The 17068-nt window shown below is 42.4% G+C and carries 16 protein-coding genes and 1 pseudogene; 2 read left to right on the plus strand and 15 right to left on the minus strand.

Going from position 1 to position 17068, the window contains the following annotated elements; all coding sequences use genetic code 11:
• Positions 1-75: 75 nt before the first annotated feature.
• Positions 76-174, minus strand: coding sequence for a sporulation protein YjcZ (locus MKX41_RS13345; RefSeq protein ID WP_139328621.1), 99 nt, complete (start codon positions 172-174; stop codon positions 76-78).
• A 527-nt stretch (positions 175-701) separates the two neighbouring features.
• Between MKX41_RS13345 and MKX41_RS13350 the strand changes: the two genes are divergently transcribed.
• Both MKX41_RS13350 and MKX41_RS13355 read left to right on the plus strand, forming a co-directional pair.
• Positions 702-1823: a C45 family peptidase gene (locus tag MKX41_RS13350; protein WP_340971062.1), complete on the plus strand. Its 1122-nt coding sequence runs from the start codon at positions 702-704 to the stop codon at positions 1821-1823.
• Between the two features lie 18 nt (positions 1824-1841).
• The gene (locus MKX41_RS13355) at positions 1842-2717 is read left to right on the plus strand and encodes an AraC family transcriptional regulator (RefSeq protein ID WP_340971064.1); all 876 of its coding nucleotides are present in this window, start codon (positions 1842-1844) and stop codon (positions 2715-2717) included.
• A 170-nt stretch (positions 2718-2887) separates the two neighbouring features.
• Here the strand turns inward: MKX41_RS13355 and MKX41_RS13360 are convergent, their stop codons facing one another.
• From MKX41_RS13360 to MKX41_RS13425, 14 genes and pseudogenes are all read right to left on the minus strand, one after another.
• Positions 2888-3514: a type 1 glutamine amidotransferase family protein gene (locus tag MKX41_RS13360; RefSeq protein ID WP_340971066.1), complete on the minus strand. Its 627-nt coding sequence runs from the start codon at positions 3512-3514 to the stop codon at positions 2888-2890.
• Between the two features lie 110 nt (positions 3515-3624).
• Positions 3625-4587, minus strand: a complete 963-nt coding sequence (locus MKX41_RS13365; RefSeq protein ID WP_340971067.1) for a helix-turn-helix transcriptional regulator — start codon at positions 4585-4587, stop codon at positions 3625-3627.
• 220 nt (positions 4588-4807) lie between these two features.
• Positions 4808-5671: pseudogene (gene sigJ, locus MKX41_RS13370) on the minus strand (RNA polymerase sigma factor SigJ).
• 39 nt (positions 5672-5710) lie between these two features.
• On the minus strand, positions 5711-6895 hold the full coding sequence (locus MKX41_RS13375; protein WP_340971069.1) for an NAD(P)/FAD-dependent oxidoreductase: 1185 nt from the start codon (positions 6893-6895) through the stop codon (positions 5711-5713).
• Positions 6896-7314: 419 nt separating this feature from the next.
• Positions 7315-8079 (minus strand): VOC family protein, encoded by a 765-nt coding sequence (locus MKX41_RS13380; RefSeq protein ID WP_340971071.1) that lies wholly within the window; start codon positions 8077-8079, stop codon positions 7315-7317.
• Between the two features lie 2 nt (positions 8080-8081).
• Positions 8082-8888 (minus strand): pyrroline-5-carboxylate reductase, encoded by an 807-nt coding sequence (proC, locus tag MKX41_RS13385; RefSeq protein ID WP_340971073.1) that lies wholly within the window; start codon positions 8886-8888, stop codon positions 8082-8084.
• Positions 8889-8906: 18 nt separating this feature from the next.
• Positions 8907-9734, minus strand: a complete 828-nt coding sequence (locus MKX41_RS13390) for a MetQ/NlpA family ABC transporter substrate-binding protein (protein ID WP_076299273.1) — start codon at positions 9732-9734, stop codon at positions 8907-8909.
• Positions 9735-9745: 11 nt separating this feature from the next.
• Positions 9746-10765, minus strand: a complete 1020-nt coding sequence (locus MKX41_RS13395) for a uroporphyrinogen decarboxylase family protein (protein WP_340971075.1) — start codon at positions 10763-10765, stop codon at positions 9746-9748.
• 31 nt (positions 10766-10796) lie between these two features.
• The gene (locus tag MKX41_RS13400; protein ID WP_340971077.1) at positions 10797-11456 is read right to left on the minus strand and encodes a methionine ABC transporter permease; all 660 of its coding nucleotides are present in this window, start codon (positions 11454-11456) and stop codon (positions 10797-10799) included.
• Positions 11431-12474: a methionine ABC transporter ATP-binding protein gene (locus MKX41_RS13405; protein WP_042189539.1), complete on the minus strand. Its 1044-nt coding sequence runs from the start codon at positions 12472-12474 to the stop codon at positions 11431-11433. Before MKX41_RS13405 ends, MKX41_RS13400 begins: the two co-directional genes overlap by 26 nt.
• Positions 12475-12520: 46 nt before the next feature.
• A complete protein-coding gene (locus tag MKX41_RS13410) occupies positions 12521-13681 on the minus strand; it encodes an amidohydrolase (protein ID WP_340971081.1) in 1161 nt (386 codons plus the stop codon).
• Between the two features lie 20 nt (positions 13682-13701).
• Complete coding sequence (locus MKX41_RS13415) at positions 13702-14373, minus strand: GntR family transcriptional regulator (protein ID WP_042189543.1); 672 nt, start codon at positions 14371-14373, stop codon at positions 13702-13704.
• 245 nt (positions 14374-14618) lie between these two features.
• Positions 14619-15971: a sodium-dependent transporter gene (locus MKX41_RS13420; protein WP_076285372.1), complete on the minus strand. Its 1353-nt coding sequence runs from the start codon at positions 15969-15971 to the stop codon at positions 14619-14621.
• 209 nt (positions 15972-16180) lie between these two features.
• Positions 16181-17053: a carbohydrate ABC transporter permease gene (locus MKX41_RS13425; protein WP_076285371.1), complete on the minus strand. Its 873-nt coding sequence runs from the start codon at positions 17051-17053 to the stop codon at positions 16181-16183.
• Positions 17054-17068: the final 15 nt, after the last annotated feature.

The following is a 17068-nucleotide window of genomic DNA, read 5'->3' on the forward strand; positions in this document are numbered from 1 at the left end:
GCATGTCCATCAACATTTGCAAAAAAGAACAATAGCCTTGGAACAGTGGCTATTGTTCTTTCTGATAGCCTGCTATTATACAAAGAAACAAGCAGATAATATAATTACCAATAAGATATAAAGAACCAAAATTTCTCCAGTAGAAGTAAATCTGCCTCCAACTCCACAGCTCATTGATTATCCCTCCCTTTTACTTCCTAAAATATAATATGCGCCACTATTCTAAAAGTATGGACTATCACCTAAATAACATGAGCTGACGGATTTTAAATTCCTACTCACGCCGGAAATAATTACGAAATTGGCCCCAACATTATGTGCCAAAGTTTCTCAAATAGATGATGAATAATAGGAGGTCTATCCATGAATCAAGACAGCGGAAGTTTATATGGTTATTCCGGAATGGCATTCGGATTCGGAATTCTCATAGACAAGACAAATCATCTAAGGAATTGTCGCAAATTCGAACCCGCATCGAAAAAATTGAAAAGATTCTTAGTGAGGTAGAATAAACGGCGGAATTGCAACAGTCACCCCAGTAAAGGCCCATCCGATAAGATATGATGGACCTTTGTTATATCCTCCATTAACTTCTGTTATGCGGTAAAAACAACTTATTTTGGTATTGCAAAAAAACAGCACAAAATATCATGCACTACTTCCCTTTCCACCTTAAACTGTAGAAAAAAGGAGGGAACAGGATGTTAACGATTTCCGTTCATACACTGGATTTGAAAGGAACAAGCTATGAAATTGGGTATAAGCTAGGCAATATTATTTCAGAAAATACAGCACACAAGATTGCTTACACTCGTAAACTCGAAGGCTTTGGTCTAACAGAATATAAAGACGCTGTCAAACTATTCGATGAGTGGTGCCCAGGCATTTCAGAAGAAATTGTTGGCTTTGCCGATGCATTAAAGGTTAATACCGAGCAAATCGCTTACTACGCCATGACGTATCTGCTGCCGCGATGCAGTCAGATTACCTTGCTGCCAAATATGACAGCACAGAACAAGCCATTGTTAGCTCGCAACTATGAATTCAATCATCAGATCGAGGATTTTGTGTTAGTCAGAACCTCAGTAACAGGTAAATATACGCACATGGGCACAAGTACAATGAGCTTTGGGAGAGACGACGGTTTTAATGAGCACGGACTTGCTGTTACAATGAGTGCTTGCGGCTTTCCTGTCGGGGCTGTGCCCTTTTTGCGTGCACCTAAAGTAAAAGGATTACATTTCTGGGCGGCCATTCGGGCGTTACTGGAAAATTGTAAAAATGTCGAAGAATCACTTTTTTATTTGAAAGAGATGCCTATCGCCTGTAATGTCAATTTGATGCTGCTAGATAAAAATGGGAATGCCGCCTTGTTTGAAACGATGAACGGCATGCAAGCAACGAAGCAAATTAGTCCAGCTTCGCAAGAGCAGTTCCTCTGGGCTACCAATCATCCAGTTCTTCCACCATTAGTTCGTTATGAGCCCCAGGCTGCCATTCATTCTTTGCGGCGAGGGGAGTGGATCGCTTCCCAACTGAAAGGAGCAACAGCTATGACGAATGAACATCTAAAGGAGATGCTGTTGTCCAAATACCCGAATGGGCTGTGCAGTCATTATTATGAGGATTACTTCGGTACAACCAAAAGCATGGTGTTCTCCCCCGCAGACGGTATAATAGAGCTATGTTGGGGCGGCAGAGCGGAAAATGGCTGGCAGACTTATGATTTAAAACAAGCTATACCAGACTCCACAACAAATATCCAGATTTGTATGGAGAGAGCGGACAAAGCTATGTTCGATTATCAATCTTTGAACAGTTGACCGATGGAGGGATTCAAATTGGACTATCGACTGGCGTTAGAGCAAGCGATAATCTATATTGAAGACATGCTTGGCGAAGCGATTAAAGTAGAGGATGTTGCTCGGGCAGCAGGGTATTCCTACTATCATTTGAACCGCCAATTCACCGCTATATTAGGGGAAAGCATCGGCAGCTATATTAAGAAACGTCGACTGGCCAATGCTGCAAAAGCTTTGCTTTACACAAACAAAAGAATTATAGATGTTGCGCTAGACAACGGCTTTGAGTCCGCCGAGTCTTTTAGTCGTGCGTTTAAATTCATATATAAGGTCAGCCCGCAGGAATACCGTATCAATCGACTGGACACCTTCATTGCTTCCAAGACTAAACTGCACGCTAATTTATTGGAGCATCTAACTTGCAATGTTACCGTACATCCTACCATTGTAAAACTCCCAGAGACGAAGGTCGCCGGAATACGTGGAGAAACAACGCTCAAGGATAACAAACTAGCCGAACTGTGGCAGAAATTCAACAAAATTTCTACTCGAATTCCCCATCGTTCACTTAATGGACGAGGATTTGGCATCTGCGAGGCCTGTCATGAAAACAGCCTGTACTCCATGAGTGATGAGGTGTTATTTACGGAGGTCGCTGGCATCGAAGTGGATTCTTTTGAAGGACTTCCTGCAAAATTTGTACAAAAGGTAATTCCAGAGGGGCATTACGCCGTATTCACTCACACTGGTACACTGCGCACGCTTCCCCAAACGTTCCATTATATTTGGGGAACGTGGTTCCTTAACACGAAAGAGGAAATGGACGAGCGTGAGGATTTTGAGCTATACGATCAACGATATTTAGGATATGATCATCCTGATTCCAAAGTAGATCTGTACATTCCGATCAAATAAAAATCATGACCCCCTAGAGAATTATTGGATGATAGCGCGGCTTAGACCGAACTGCAAAAGCCCAAGCGTTGAATACGCCTGGGCTTCTATTTATAGGTAAATGTAGTCTTCAGACATTATTAGTGAATCAACAACACACAGCACTCCACATGCCTAATATCCCTATACTGTCATTGGATTGAATTCATTAACTCGTAGAAATATTTAGGTTCCTGAGTTTTATTAAGTCTATACCAAGCGTCTAATGTTTTTGGAGAAAATACATCTAGCGCTTTTAAAACATGAACAGAAAATTCTAATGGAGCTACTCCGGATGCGGTGATCAATTTCCCATCGGTGACAGCAGATTCCACTTTGTAATATTCTTCGCCCGTGTAAGAATGGCAAATCATTTTAAGGTAGGCCAAATCATTGCTTGTGTGCCAACGTGAATCTAACAATCCTGCTTGAGCAAGTCCTAAGGTAGCACCGCAAATTGCTCCAACTACTATCCCTTCCTTTAAACACATCTCGGCAATTTTTAATATGGGCACGTGAATAGCTTCTGTCCATGTATTTCCACCAGGTAAAATCAGTGCATCTACGCTTTTAATGCTGCACTCATCCACTTTAATGTCAGGCATTATTTTCAATCCGCCCATTGTAGTTACTGGAGTCTTTTCTATCCCAACGGTGACAATTTTTGCTGGACCCAGCCCCTGTCTGAAGTGTCTTCCAGAGTTCAGTTCGGCGGCTAAATAACCTATTTCCCAATCGGACATGGTATCAAACACATAAAGATATACTGTATTATTCATTTCTAAGTGCTCCTCATAAAGTTTATTAGGTAACAGCAACCATTCATCTTTAATGAGTGGTTATCATTATAATAAAACAACTTCACTGACATCTGCTGTCAGTGAAGTTGTTAAACTTGATAATATTCCATTAACTCTGAAGCAACCGCCACAAGTTTATTCTTTAGATTCTGTGGCTCTATAACTTGAATGGATTTCCCATAGGGAAGAATTATATACGGAACATATGTATACAGTGATTCTTCCTCAAGCAAAAAAAATGCTTGCGTTGATGTCCGCTCCTGCAAATGATGCTCCAAAAACCAATGTATGCATAAATCATCCAACGCCTCTGCCCTGCCACCAATAATTAAAGAAATTAATTCGGATTTACCTACTACATCTGGTAACAGATTTTTCATAAAAAAAGCACGCGCTGAAAAATCATTGGGACGCCTAAATGAGAATGGCGTGCGTGTGATGTTCAGAATTCGTTCTACCCGAAAGCTGCGGATCTCATTCCGCAGGTGGCAAAATGCAATTGTGTACCACTTATTGTTCCAATTAACCACGCCATAGGGGTCTATTACCCTATTTGGGGACTGCTCTTCATGACTGTTACGATAAGAAATTTCTACAGACCATTCATTTGCTACAGCGTGCTCCAATTCCTGCAATACCGGCTGAACAGCGGGGTATCCCTTGCGGTTTATTACTTCAAATCCGGCTAAATGATGGCTTAGTATACTTTCCTGCTCCTGATTCGAATACATTTTCAACTTAGATGTTGCATTCTCTAATGCCTCACTCAAAGGATATCCGGCTTCTTTTGCAAATAGGGCAGCATGAAGCAGTGTCTTTTTTTCATCAATACTAAATAGCAGAGGAGATTTGATAAAATTGTGCAGCAAGCTATACCCGCCATTGTGCCCTGTGTCGGATATGATAGGGACACCACTGGCACATAATGCATCAATATACCGATAAACTGTTCTTATATTCATCTCTAACTTTTCCGATATCTGCTTTGCAGTCAATTTCTCTCCCGAATTCAACATCCATAGAATTTTTAGCATATTATCATTTTTTGGCATAACATAACCCTCACTTTGATTACCACTAAACTTAACTTCTAACAAGCACTTTAAGTGATTTGTTGGCTAATCCACTGTATTCCTTTATTCTGATCCTAGTAGTGTTGTTACACTCCTGAATTCCTTGTTATTAGTAATCAACTCCGTTAGTGTTACCGGAGTGCTCACTTCCCCGCATCTCCATAACTGTTCTAACGGCGATTTTTTTCAAATCCTCTTTTCATTTCAATAAATGCCTCAGCTTATCTGGGTTCCTAACAAAGTATAAGTTGCGAATCGAATTTCTCTCGACATGCATTAGCGCAACAGTTACGATCCCATCTCCTGAACGGACAACGAGTCCTGTTTGGCCATTTATATCCCTCATTTCTACATGCACGCCTCCTTCGTAATGAGGAGCCTTACGAGTTAAGCCGAGAAGGAAACGGGCGACGAGATCGCGCGATTCAATAGGATGGACGGCGGCGAAGGCTTTACCCCCTCCATCTGAGACCAACACGACATCTTTGGCGAGCATGGATACAACCCTATCCACGTTACCCTGTTCGAGAGCCGCTAGGAGTCGACGGACCCACTCTTCGCTTGCAGCTTCGGGATTGACTGGTTCATCGGGGGTAATCCCCATTTTTCCTCTCGCACGGCTGATCAGCTTGCGGCAATTCGCTTCGCTTTTGCCAACGAGCTCAGCAATATTAGCATATTCAAAGCCGAGCGCCTCACGAAGCACGAACACTGCCCGTTCCGTAAGGGACAGCCTTTCAAGCAAGACGAGCATAGCATAAGACAGCAGCTCGCCTTGAACAACCGATTCAAACGATTCATCATTCGGAGTAAGAAGGGGCTCAGGAAGCCATTGCCCGAAATACTGTTCCCGCCGCTTACGCGCCGAATTGAATTAATCCCGACAGCGATTAGTTACCATTTTGCACAAATATGCTTTAGGTTCAACCAATCGATCCAGCTTTACATCATACAACTTCAGGAATACGTCCTGCACAGCGTCCTCCGCATCGGAGACCGATCCAGTCAGTTGGTAGGCAAGCGTAAAAAGCAGCCCTTTATAATGCTCATATAACTCTTGCATCTTAAAATTCCACCCTTTTCCACTAACCCTCTGTTTACATTATTTTAACAGACTTGCCGAATCCCATGTGAATTTCCTTATTCGCCAACCCAGCTTTCCTGTAAAAATAATATCTAACCCCCATTGATGTGTCCATACCATTCCCTGCTCCGGACCTAAGGCAAAACAAAAAAAGTCAATAAATTCCTTATGCATGGGTGCCGGACGCCCTGCAATATCCGCCGATAAAATCTTTCCAAGCCTTGCTGCTTGGGCGGTCGCTTCCTTACACGTCTTCCCGTCCACCCGTCCGGTAGCAGGGTCTACGATTCGCGCGCAGTCGCCGATACTGTATACACCCTGGGCCCCTTGAACCCGATAACTTGCATCTACGATCACGTATCCTTCCGGAGTGATCGGTAACCCGATGCTTTGCAGCATTGGGTTGGGTAACAGCCCCAGCGTCCAGACACATAGGCCAGCGGACATCGTCTCGCCGTTAGATAAGGTTAGCACTCCCTCTTTCTCCTGTAATACCCTACTTCCATGTAAGGTAGTTACTCCGCAAGCGTCAAGTGAACGTTCCAGTTTAAGCCCTACTTTTGCCGGGCCTTCTGGGAAAAGTCTCTTATTCGCGTTAAATAAATTTATCCTTACAGCATTCGGGTCAAGTCCCAATGATACCGCATCATCACGAAAAAAATAAGCTAGTTCAGCAGATGTCTCGATGCCGCTTATGCCCGCTCCAACAACGGCAATGGTCATTAATCTCTGACGTTCTTTCGAGCTTTTTTCCTTTACAGCTTTCTTTATATTCGCGCGCCATGCCTCTCGGATCTTCCACGCAGCGTCTAAACTCGCTAATGCTATACCTCCTAGATCAGAGTCGGGTTGCCGCACGACGCTGCCCACCGCCAAAACGAGGAAGTCATATTTTATCGAATTCTTATTTCCTACAGCATCCTGACAAAGTAGCCTTCTTTCCCCTGATTCGATTTTCGTTACAGTAGCCTGAACGAATTCAACCCCCTCGGGAAATAACCTAGTCAGAGGGATAGTAATCTCTTCATCTCCGACCGCGGGCTTAAAAAGCAATACTTTGCGAAAGTGATAAGGGTTCTTATCGATTAAAATAAGTCGGAGTGTTCGTTTACTTGCTTGCCCCTTAAATGTTTTCCGAATCGCTTTAACTGCATTAATACCTGCATATCCTCCGCCAATAACGATGCATGTCAATTCTTTCATTGCAACCACTCCTTATTCCGTCTGCATATAAAACGAGATAAGGAGTCGTTTTGTGACAACAACGATATTTCGATGACTGCCGATTATCTGTACTTGAAAAAGTTATCATCGCAAAAAACATTTGTTATTCAAAGTAATCTCAACAGAAGGGATACATCCTTCTTCAATTGCAATCCCAATCAATGTGGACACTATACTTTTGGTACATGAATTAATCCGTTGAAAGTTATCTCTTAACTGCATACTCGAGGTTTTCAATCTTCGTTATCATGGTTATATTACTATAAAATGGAATTTCATCTGGTTTACAAATTGATTAAAACAAAAAGATCACATCAATGGATAGCAAAAAGACTTGCTCGAGGTATCAATACCTTCGAGCAAGTCTTTTCATCTTAAATTATATAGAAACTAATGCCTTATACAAAAACATACTCCCCGTCACCGATCTGAATCGTCTTCCCTTTCAGCGCTAACGAATCCGTTTCAAAAAACACCTGTTTGAACTGGTTCTCGTCCCCATGTACGAAAGCAAAAGACTTATCTCCAATCGTAAGGATAAAAGTACCGTCCTCTGACTCTGTTACAGGCAATCCGAATATCGATCCCCAGTGTTTAGCGGTAGCTGCAGGATCGGAGACATGGAATACTGCGCGCACGATTTCAACATGACCTGCAGGATGAGGTTGGATGACTCCAGACGATGATAATCTTTCTAACCTCTCTGCATCTGTCCCGCTCCATTGAATGATGAACGGATAGACTAGGCCTTGAAAGTCACCACCGATAGTCATCATGCGCCACTCGATTAATCTTCCCTCGTTATCTAGACGCTTCCCATCGATGATTGGAGATAGTGATAAACCCGCTGCCTTAAGGGAATCCGCTACTTCTTCAATATCATCTGTCCGGATGACTACTCTGCTCAAGACTTCATGCTCCGGCAGAAGTTTTACAGCGTCTTTCACCACTAGATTATGTTCAGTTGCCTTTGCCAACTCAAGATTCTCAATGCCCAGAAATTCCAGATAGGTTAGCCCGAAATAACTTAATGCGTTATAGGTTCCCCAATCTTTATGAGAACCTCCCTTAAAAGCAACCAAATCATGAGCTCCAAAAATTTCAACCGGTTTAAACAGATCATTGACGTAGTGTACTAAATGATCCCATTTCACTGTTGCCATGATTACTTCACTCCTAGCTCAGTAGTACGCTTCACAGCTGCCAGAACACTTCTTTGCAGACCTGCTGCGAAATCACTGTTATTTAATTCGTACAAGCCATGCATCCCAACTCCGCCAGGTGAATTATTAATATCTAGCAGTTGTCTTGGATGCAGCCCTGTCTGCTGCAGCATAGCTACCGATCCCATCATATTCTCCAGTGCAACATTCCAGGCTTGCTCACGCGGCAATCCGGCAAGCACACCTGCATCTACAAAAGACTCAATGAAATAATAAATATAGTTGGGGCCAGCCACACCAAATCCAGTGAAAATATCCATTAATGTCTCATCCAGATATTGCACTTTACCAAATCCGAGTAAGAAATGCTCCACTTGATCACGGCTAGCGTAAGCATTTAATGCTACACCGCTATATCCGTAGCCTGTATCCGTTAATGTATTTGGAATGACACGGATAATGGACCTCTCAGCTCCAAAATAACCAGCTAATTGGACATTCGTCACACCTGCCACAATCGATACGATGACTGCGGTAGGTGAAGCGAATTGTTGTACGATTTGTCCAAGTGTAGTTAAATCATCCTGTGGACGCACCGCAACCACAATCAGATCTGCAGTAGATAGGCTTTGCTCCTGTGAGCTCTTCGTATCTATTCCGTATTTGGTACTCAAAAACTGAAGACGAGCTTCATTAATGTCAGATACACTAATTTGATCTACCGACAGGGTGTTGTTGGATATACATGCGCGAATGATCGCTTCCGCCATCTGTCCTCCACCGATAAAATGAATCTTTTCTTGTGTCACTTGCGTTCACTTCCTTACTTAATTGTTGTCCCATGCTTCAGGCAGAATGAAACCATCATATTTCTCTATTCCACGAATATATTCTTCGAACTCTTTAGATTCATAAGCTGCTTTCAAGTCTTTCGCCCACTGTGTATTTTCATCCTTTTTATTAACCGATACGATAATTCTGTGTTCCATAGGCGTATTTTCGATTTTCAAGGCATCCGTAATCTTTCTGTCTGAATTAGCAATATAATTCCCGTTTACAACGCCGTAATCAACATCTTGCAGTGAAACTAGGATTTGAGCAGGGTCCAATATTTTAATATCAATGTTATATTTATCCGGTTCCATGCTGTTGATGTTAAAATCAGCTACGCCTGCGCCATCTTTAATCTTGATCCAACCCAATTCTTCCAGGATACGAAGTGCACGCTCTTGGTTCACCGGATCATTCGGAACAGCTACGGTTGTACCATCTTTAACATCGTCAAGTGTAGTATGATTTACGGAATAAAGACCTTGTGGTGCACCAGGCGCATAAGCAATTCCTACCATGTCTGCTTTGATTTCTTTGTTAATTGCCTCCATGTATGCTGTGCTTTGGAAGATACTTGCGTCAATGGAGCCTTCCTTCATCGCAGGATTGACCTGCATGTTTTGAGAAAAGGACTTAATTTCAACGCTATAGCCTTGTTTCTCTAGGATCGGAAGGATCGATTGGCGGAATTGCTCCTCATAGGTTCCCACACCAAATCCAATGGTAAGCTTCTTCTTATCTCCAGAATTATCGGATTGACTATTCCCGCAAGCCGTCAACACCGCTAGAACCCCTATCATCAACACTACTATCAACTTTTTCATAACTTCATCTCCTATTCAAATATAGATTGTTTTAGTTGTGCTAACGCCTCATCCGTCACATTAAGCGGGATAGCGCAATTTGGAGAAAGAATAAAAGGCTGGTCTTTCATTAATGTCAGTGCTTCTTTAGCCTGCTGCTTAATTTGTGCGATATCGTTTACAGCGAACAGCCCATGATCGACGCCACCTACTTTAGTAGCTTTAAGATCCGCCTCTAAACCAGGGTTCCCCTCGGCTACAGTATCCCAGCTGATCCCATCAATTCGATAATCATTAAATTTCTCAGGCTGGGCATAAGCCCCACAAGTATGAAGAATGTTTTTGCCGTAGCTTGCAGCTTCTAAGACAATAGAGTCATAAGGTCTGGAGAACTCGTCAAACATGGCTTCATCAAATAATCCTGGGTGAGCGGTGCCTGTCACAGCGTAGAACAAACCGTCAGAACCCACTTGCTGCAGCTCTTGTACATAATCGGCTAAGGTTAATGAAATCGCATGTAATGCATGGTGCGCTGCCGCACGATGCTCCTTAAATAACGACTGCAAAGTTACTGGATGCTCAATGCCAAACACTGTTTTTGTAACATAAGCAGAACGTCCTACAATAAATAGCAATACAGTCAATGGTGAGAATACCGTTTGGATTAGTGGGGTATCAGGTAGTCCTTGACGAATTTTTCTAACACCCTCTAAGTGTTCTGCCAAGGAAGCTGTATGCACCGCCTCTTTAACTTCGATATCCCATAGATTAACCGCTGATGGAATTGCTGTTGTTTGCTGCCTTGGAAATACAGTCTGATAATCCGTAAAATCATATTGATTGCCCCAAGCTTCCGCCAAATAAGTTGCTCTAGGATTGATCTTGACCCAGTCCCAATCATATTGTTTCGTAAAAGAAATCGTAGTTTGCGCTAAATCATCTGCAGTTTGTTCTTTGTCGATAAAATGCCGCCAACCACTTACAATTGGGCGATCTGCCTTTTCTCCAGATAATATCGCTTTAAATCGATCTTGCTTGCTCCATTCACTCATCTGCCAAACTCCCTCCCGGAATATGTAATGACTAATAACGGCGAATTTTTCTTGCTAGCGTGTTGCCTAAAGATTGAATGCCTTGCACTAAAATAATGAGAATAACCACAGTGGCTACGACTACAACCGTGTCAAAACGTTGGTATCCATATACAATCGCCAAGTCGCCGACACCGCCGCCCCCTACCGTTCCAGCCATTGCAGTTGCACCGATCAACCCGATCGTTGCCGTTGTCAAAGACAGAATTAATGATCCAACCGCCTCTGGCAACAAAAAGTACCAAATCACTTGAAATGGCGTAGCACCCATCGCTTCAGCAGCTTCGAGAATTCCCGGGTTCACTTCAAGCAAGGAGTTCTCTACTAAACGGCCAATATAAGGTGCGATGTAGATAATTAAAGGTACGATCGCTGCGCTTGTCCCAATCGAAGTATGAACAATCAAACGTGTGAAAGGTACAATCGCTACAAGTAAAATAATAAAAGGCAGAGAGCGTATAATGTTGATGATCGGATTTAGTATGGCGTAAAGCGCTTTTTTCTCCAAAACCCCACCAGGACGAGTGATTACAAGCAATATACCAAAGGGTATCCCTATCAAAGAACCAACAAACAAGGAGACGCCAACCATCTGAATCGTTTCAATAATCGCCTGCAGAAATTGATCACCTGTTAATGTGGTCGAAAACATTAGATTCTACCTCCTCTACACCGACTCCATGACGTTTTAAGAAAGATAACGCATTGTTAATCTCAGCTGTATCTCCACTGCATTGAATAATTACTGTACCCAGTGTCGTTTCCTGAATCTCGGTCGTGTTCGCAAATAAAATATTGACCTTCATATCGAAGGATCGAATCATCTCGAACAGGATAGGCTCAGAGGCGCTTTCTCCAACAAAATTAAGTTTATAAAGGACACTTCCGGGTTCTGTTTTGATGGATTTTTGGACGCTTGGCGTAATGCTATTTTGAATAACCGTCTTCACAAAATTCTGTGTCGTCTTATGCTTCGGACTACCGAATACATCCAGAACGCTTCCTTGCTCAATAATTCGGCCCTCTTCCATCACCGCCACCTTGTTGCAAATCTCTTGAATGACAGACATTTCATGTGTAATGATCATCACAGTAATGTTGTACTCTGCATTGATTTTTTTTAATAGCTGTAAAATAGAATGTGTTGTCTGTGGATCTAAGGCAGAAGTCGCTTCATCACATAATAGGATGGATGGATTCGAGGCAAGCGCTCTGGCAATCCCGACCCGCTGCTTCTGTCCACCTGACAATTCACTAGGGTAACTCCCTGCTTTGTCACTTAATCCAACAAACTCTAGCAACTCTTGTACACGCTGGCGGATTTCATTCTTATTCTTTTTTAAGAGAACTAGAGGAATCGCTACATTATCAAATACTTTTTTAGATTCTAATAGATTAAAATGTTGAAAAATCATGCCGATATTCTTCTTAGCCGCCCGTAACTCTTTATCGTTATAGGTTCCTAAATCACGCCCAGCAACGAAGACCTGTCCTTCAGTAGGTCTTTCCAAATAATTGACTAAACGAATTAATGTACTTTTCCCCGCACCACTATAGCCGATAACGCCAAAGATATCGCCTTTATCGACCTTTAAATCGATCCCTTTAAGCGCATCAATCGTGATTCCTTTCCGAGTGAACGTTTTGGAAACCTGTTTTAGTTCAATCATATACATTCCTCTCAATCATCTTTAGGATTTAGGTCTAGGAGATTAATTAAGCTTTGACTTGTAGCTTCACCAGCGCTTGTTCTGCCAATAAAGCGAAGTACTTCGCAGCGGGTAAAATCGCAGCTTCATCCACATCGAACTGAGGGTGATGTAAAGCATAGGCTGGGCCTGATCCTATATTTACAAAAGCACCCGGTATCTGTTGTAAATAAAAAGAGAAATCTTCTCCTCCCATTTGCGGAGGGATATCATGTACTATATATCCGGCATCTGAAGCGACCTCTTTGGTAAAGTCAGCCCATTCGCCATGATTAATCGTTGCTGGTGGTCCTGGATACCAATGTAGCTTAGCCTCTGCTCCAGCAGCTGCAGCAATCCCTTCAATAATTCGAGTCATTTGGACTGGAATTTGGTGACGGATCTCTTCATTGTAAGTTCGCACCGTACCTTCTAATTCCACTTTTTCCGGCAGGACATTCCATGTGAAGCCCCCATTAATTCTGGTGACACTTAACACCACCGGTTCTGTAGTACTGTTTTGGCGGCTTACGATGGTTTGTAGCGAGGTAATGATCTGAGCCGCAGTGACAATGGAATCCACACCTTTTTCAGGATAAGCAGCATGAGCGCCGACACCTTTTATCGTAATTTCAAACCGATCAACACCTGCTGTTAAAGCTCCTGTTCTTGTTCCAAAAGCTCCTGTAGGCAGGTCTGGTGAATTATGTAAACCGAATATAGCGTCAACACCCTTGAGTCCTCCTGATGCTAAGACACTCTCCGCTCCATGCCCTGTTTCTTCTGCTGGTTGGAACAATACTCTAACCTTGCCAGGCAATTCACTTTCACGTGCCTTTAACAATAAGGCAGCTCCTAGAATCGTAGCCGTGTGAAAATCGTGCCCACAAGCATGCATTTTTCCAGGAATCTCAGAAACAAAAGGTAATCCGGTCTGTTCCTCTATCGGAAGTGCATCAATATCACAGCGAATAGCTACAACAGGTCCATTACCTTGTCCGATCTCTGCGATAAGGCCGGTTTGTAAAGGAAGGTCTAGAATATGAATATTGGCATGGGTCAGCCATTCCCGTAATTTCTCTGTGGTCTTAAATTCTTCATAAGCTAATTCAGGCTCTCTATGTAGGTTTCTACGAACATCAATTAATTGATTCGCTAATGCTTGATCAACCTCATTAAGTATATTCATAGTAAAGTGATCCCCTTTCTTTATGCTTCCAACTTTTCTTCAATACCTTTAATCCGGTCAAGTGCAGTAGCTAGACTGCTTAAAATATGATCTCGCATTGCTTTTTCAGCGCCATCTTCATTGTGGTCAGCGATCATTTGCAAGATAAGATCATGTTCTTCATCCGCCTGTGTATTCCAATCTCCATGCATGGAGACGAATCGACAATAGCGAAGGGAATGATCTCTTAATTGATTCAGAACTTTCTCGAATGTTTTTAGTTCACTGATTTCTGATAAATAATCATGGAACTCAAATCCATAGGTTACAAAATTCTGATTGTCGCCAAGTTGGAAGGAGTGTTTCATTTTTGTAATCATCGTCGTTAAATTAACAATATCGTTCTCTGTAGCATGCTTAGCTGCATTTCTTGCGATATAGCCTTCAAGCATGCTGCGAATTTGGAATATTTCTTCAACCTCTTTGAGTGTCACAGAAGCCACCCGCAGTCTTCCATTTGGCTGTCGAATGAGAAAATCCTCGTTCTCCAATCTCTGTATTGCCTCTCTTAGTGGAGTACGACTAACCCCTAGTAACGCTGCCAAATTTTCTTCATGTACAGGTTGATTCGGCTCTAATTCACTATCAATAATTTTTTGTTTTAATGCATCATAGGTATTATCCTTTGACAACCTCCGTGATCGTATCGCCATATTTATGTAGCTCCTCATCGATAATCTGTCGGGCAAGAGCCTCAACAATATATTTGTATAATTGTATACAATTATTAGTTTTGAATTGATTCGTTCAATCTTTTTTTTTATACTATATTCCAATTAATCCACCTAGTCAAGTAGGATTTAGAGGAATAATGTATTTATCTTCAATATCAAAAAAAACTCTACAACCACAAGGGTCGTAGAGCTTTTTTTGATGATTTTTTAGAAATTGAATTAAATTAAAATTTAATAATCCCTGAAGTATGAAGCAATACCAAGAACACCAGAATCGGCGCAACATACCGGAGCATAAATAACCAAACGCGGAACCAACCTGCCTTAAGCCCAGCCGCTTCTGCTGCCCCTTTCCAGAAATAACCGGCAAAGATGGTAACCAACAGACCGCCTAGTGGCAACATAATGTTAGAAGTTACAAAATCCACCCAATCGAACAACGCTTTGCCGCCAAACGATAGCTCAGGGACCATTCCCAGTGACATCGCCGAAGGAATACTGAGGAGGAAACATACTAATGACAAAATCCAAACTGAACGTTTCCGGCTCCAATTCCAGCGCTCCATCGCGAAAGATACAGGCACCTCAAGCAGAGATACGGCAGAAGTTAAAGCGGCAATCGCCAGCAAGATAAAGAACAAACCACCAAAGAATGCACCAAATGGCATTGCTGAGAAAGCTGCTGGCAAAGCAATGAAAATTAGCGAAGGACCTTGATCAGGAGCAATGCCAAATGAGAATGTCGTCGGAAAAATAATCAATCCTGCGATAAACGCATATAACAAATCTCCTGCCCCGACTGCGAGTGCAGCAGTTCCTAGCGATTGTTTTTTATCCACATAAGAGCCGTAAGTCAGGAGAATTCCCATCCCAAGCGACAATGAAAAGAAAGCATGTCCCAATGCGACTAGCGCAGATTCCGCCGTCAGCACCGAAAAGTCTGGTTTTAGGAAAAAGGCTACTCCTTCGTTTGCACCTGGTAAGGTAACCGCACGAATCATCAATACAATTAGGAGAACAACCAGACCAGGAATCAATACCTTATTAAATTTCTCGATCCCGCCTGATACTCCAAGAATAACAACACCCGCCGTTATAAGGATTGCTATCCCCTGCCAAACAATTGGCATAGGTCCAGATATAAAGGAGCTGAATTCACCTGCATAATTACTGGAACTGAACAATTGTCCATTGAAGGCAATCATTGCGTAGTTCAACGTCCATCCTGCGACAATGATATAAAAGGAAAGAATTAAAAATGGTGCAAGGACTTGCAGAAATCCGACTGCCATCCAGTTCTTCCCGCCTCCGGCTCGTACAAATGCAGTAGCCGCGCTTCCACGTCCGCTACGACCGATGGCCAACTCTGCCAACAATACGGGTAAACCGATCAACACTAAACATACAATGAAAAGAAGGAAGAAAGCCGCTCCCCCATTTTCCCCAGTGATATACGGAAATTTCCACATGTTCCCCAGTCCTACTGAGCTCCCGATGGCTGCGAAAATAAAGCCGGCGGAAGAGAACCGCTCCTTCTTCTCTGTGAGAAGATTTTTTTCACCTTTAAATTGATTCATTCTTATGCCCCGTTTTCTTTTTTTCTTTTTTAGACCTCATTATAGCCTATGTTAGCTTGATCGTCATATGAAAATTTTCTGAATATTTTTATTGTTTTCAATAATTATCCAGTTTAGCCATGAAATCCATCTAAATAAAAAAAGAGCTACGGTTCTAGTCTTGGACTAGAACCGTAGCTCCTTCTTCAAACTCTTTTTCTAAAAAGAGATTATTCTTTTACAGCACCTACCACAATCCCAGTTACAAAGAAACGTTGCAGGAAAGGATAAACCAATAGAATTGGCAAAGCACTTATAAAAATCTGCGAGGCCCGGATGGTTCGTTGTGATAAATTAGCAACGGCTGCCGGATCAAGCTTAGACATATCTGCTTGAACGATAATCGTCTGCATAAACGTCGCTAGCGGAAGCTTGTCTGCATCTCTGATATAAATAATACCGTCAAAATAAGCGTTCCAGTGTCCTACCATAAGGAATAGAGAGACGGTTGCAATAACAGGTAAGGAGACCGGTAAATATATTTTCACAAAGGTCTGAAAGTGTCCTGCCCCATCAATAAAAGCTGCTTCCTCAAGATCTTTAGGTACGGTACGGAAGAAATTCAGAAGTAAAATGATGTTAAATACAGCAACTAATCCAGGAAGAATAAGTGCCATCAATGAATTCATAAGACCAAGCTTCAGAATTAGAATGTAACCCGGTATCAGACCACCGCTGAACAGCATGGTGACAACAAAATACCAAAGATAGACGTTTCTAGCACGAAAGACTCTTGTTTCCTTAGACAGCGCATAAGCTGCAACCGTATTTACCACCAGCGCAAGTCCTGTTCCGAGTATTGTCCGTTCCACAGACACCCACAAGGAGTTAAGGAAATTGACATTATTAAACGTCTTTGCATAGGCTTCAAAGGTAAAGCCAATCGGCCAGAATGTGACTAATCCAGCATTAGCAGGTGCGGATGCACTAAGAGATACCATGAGTAAGTGGTACAAAGGTAGCAGGCAGAGCACGGAAAGGATAGTCAAGCACACATTATTGATAATACTGAATATTCGATATGGAATTGTTTTATGGTACATCAGTTGTCATCCTTT

It is taken from the genome of Paenibacillus sp. FSL R5-0475 (assembly GCF_038004585.1).
Taxonomy (GTDB): Bacteria; Bacillota; Bacilli; order Paenibacillales; family Paenibacillaceae; genus Paenibacillus_AQ.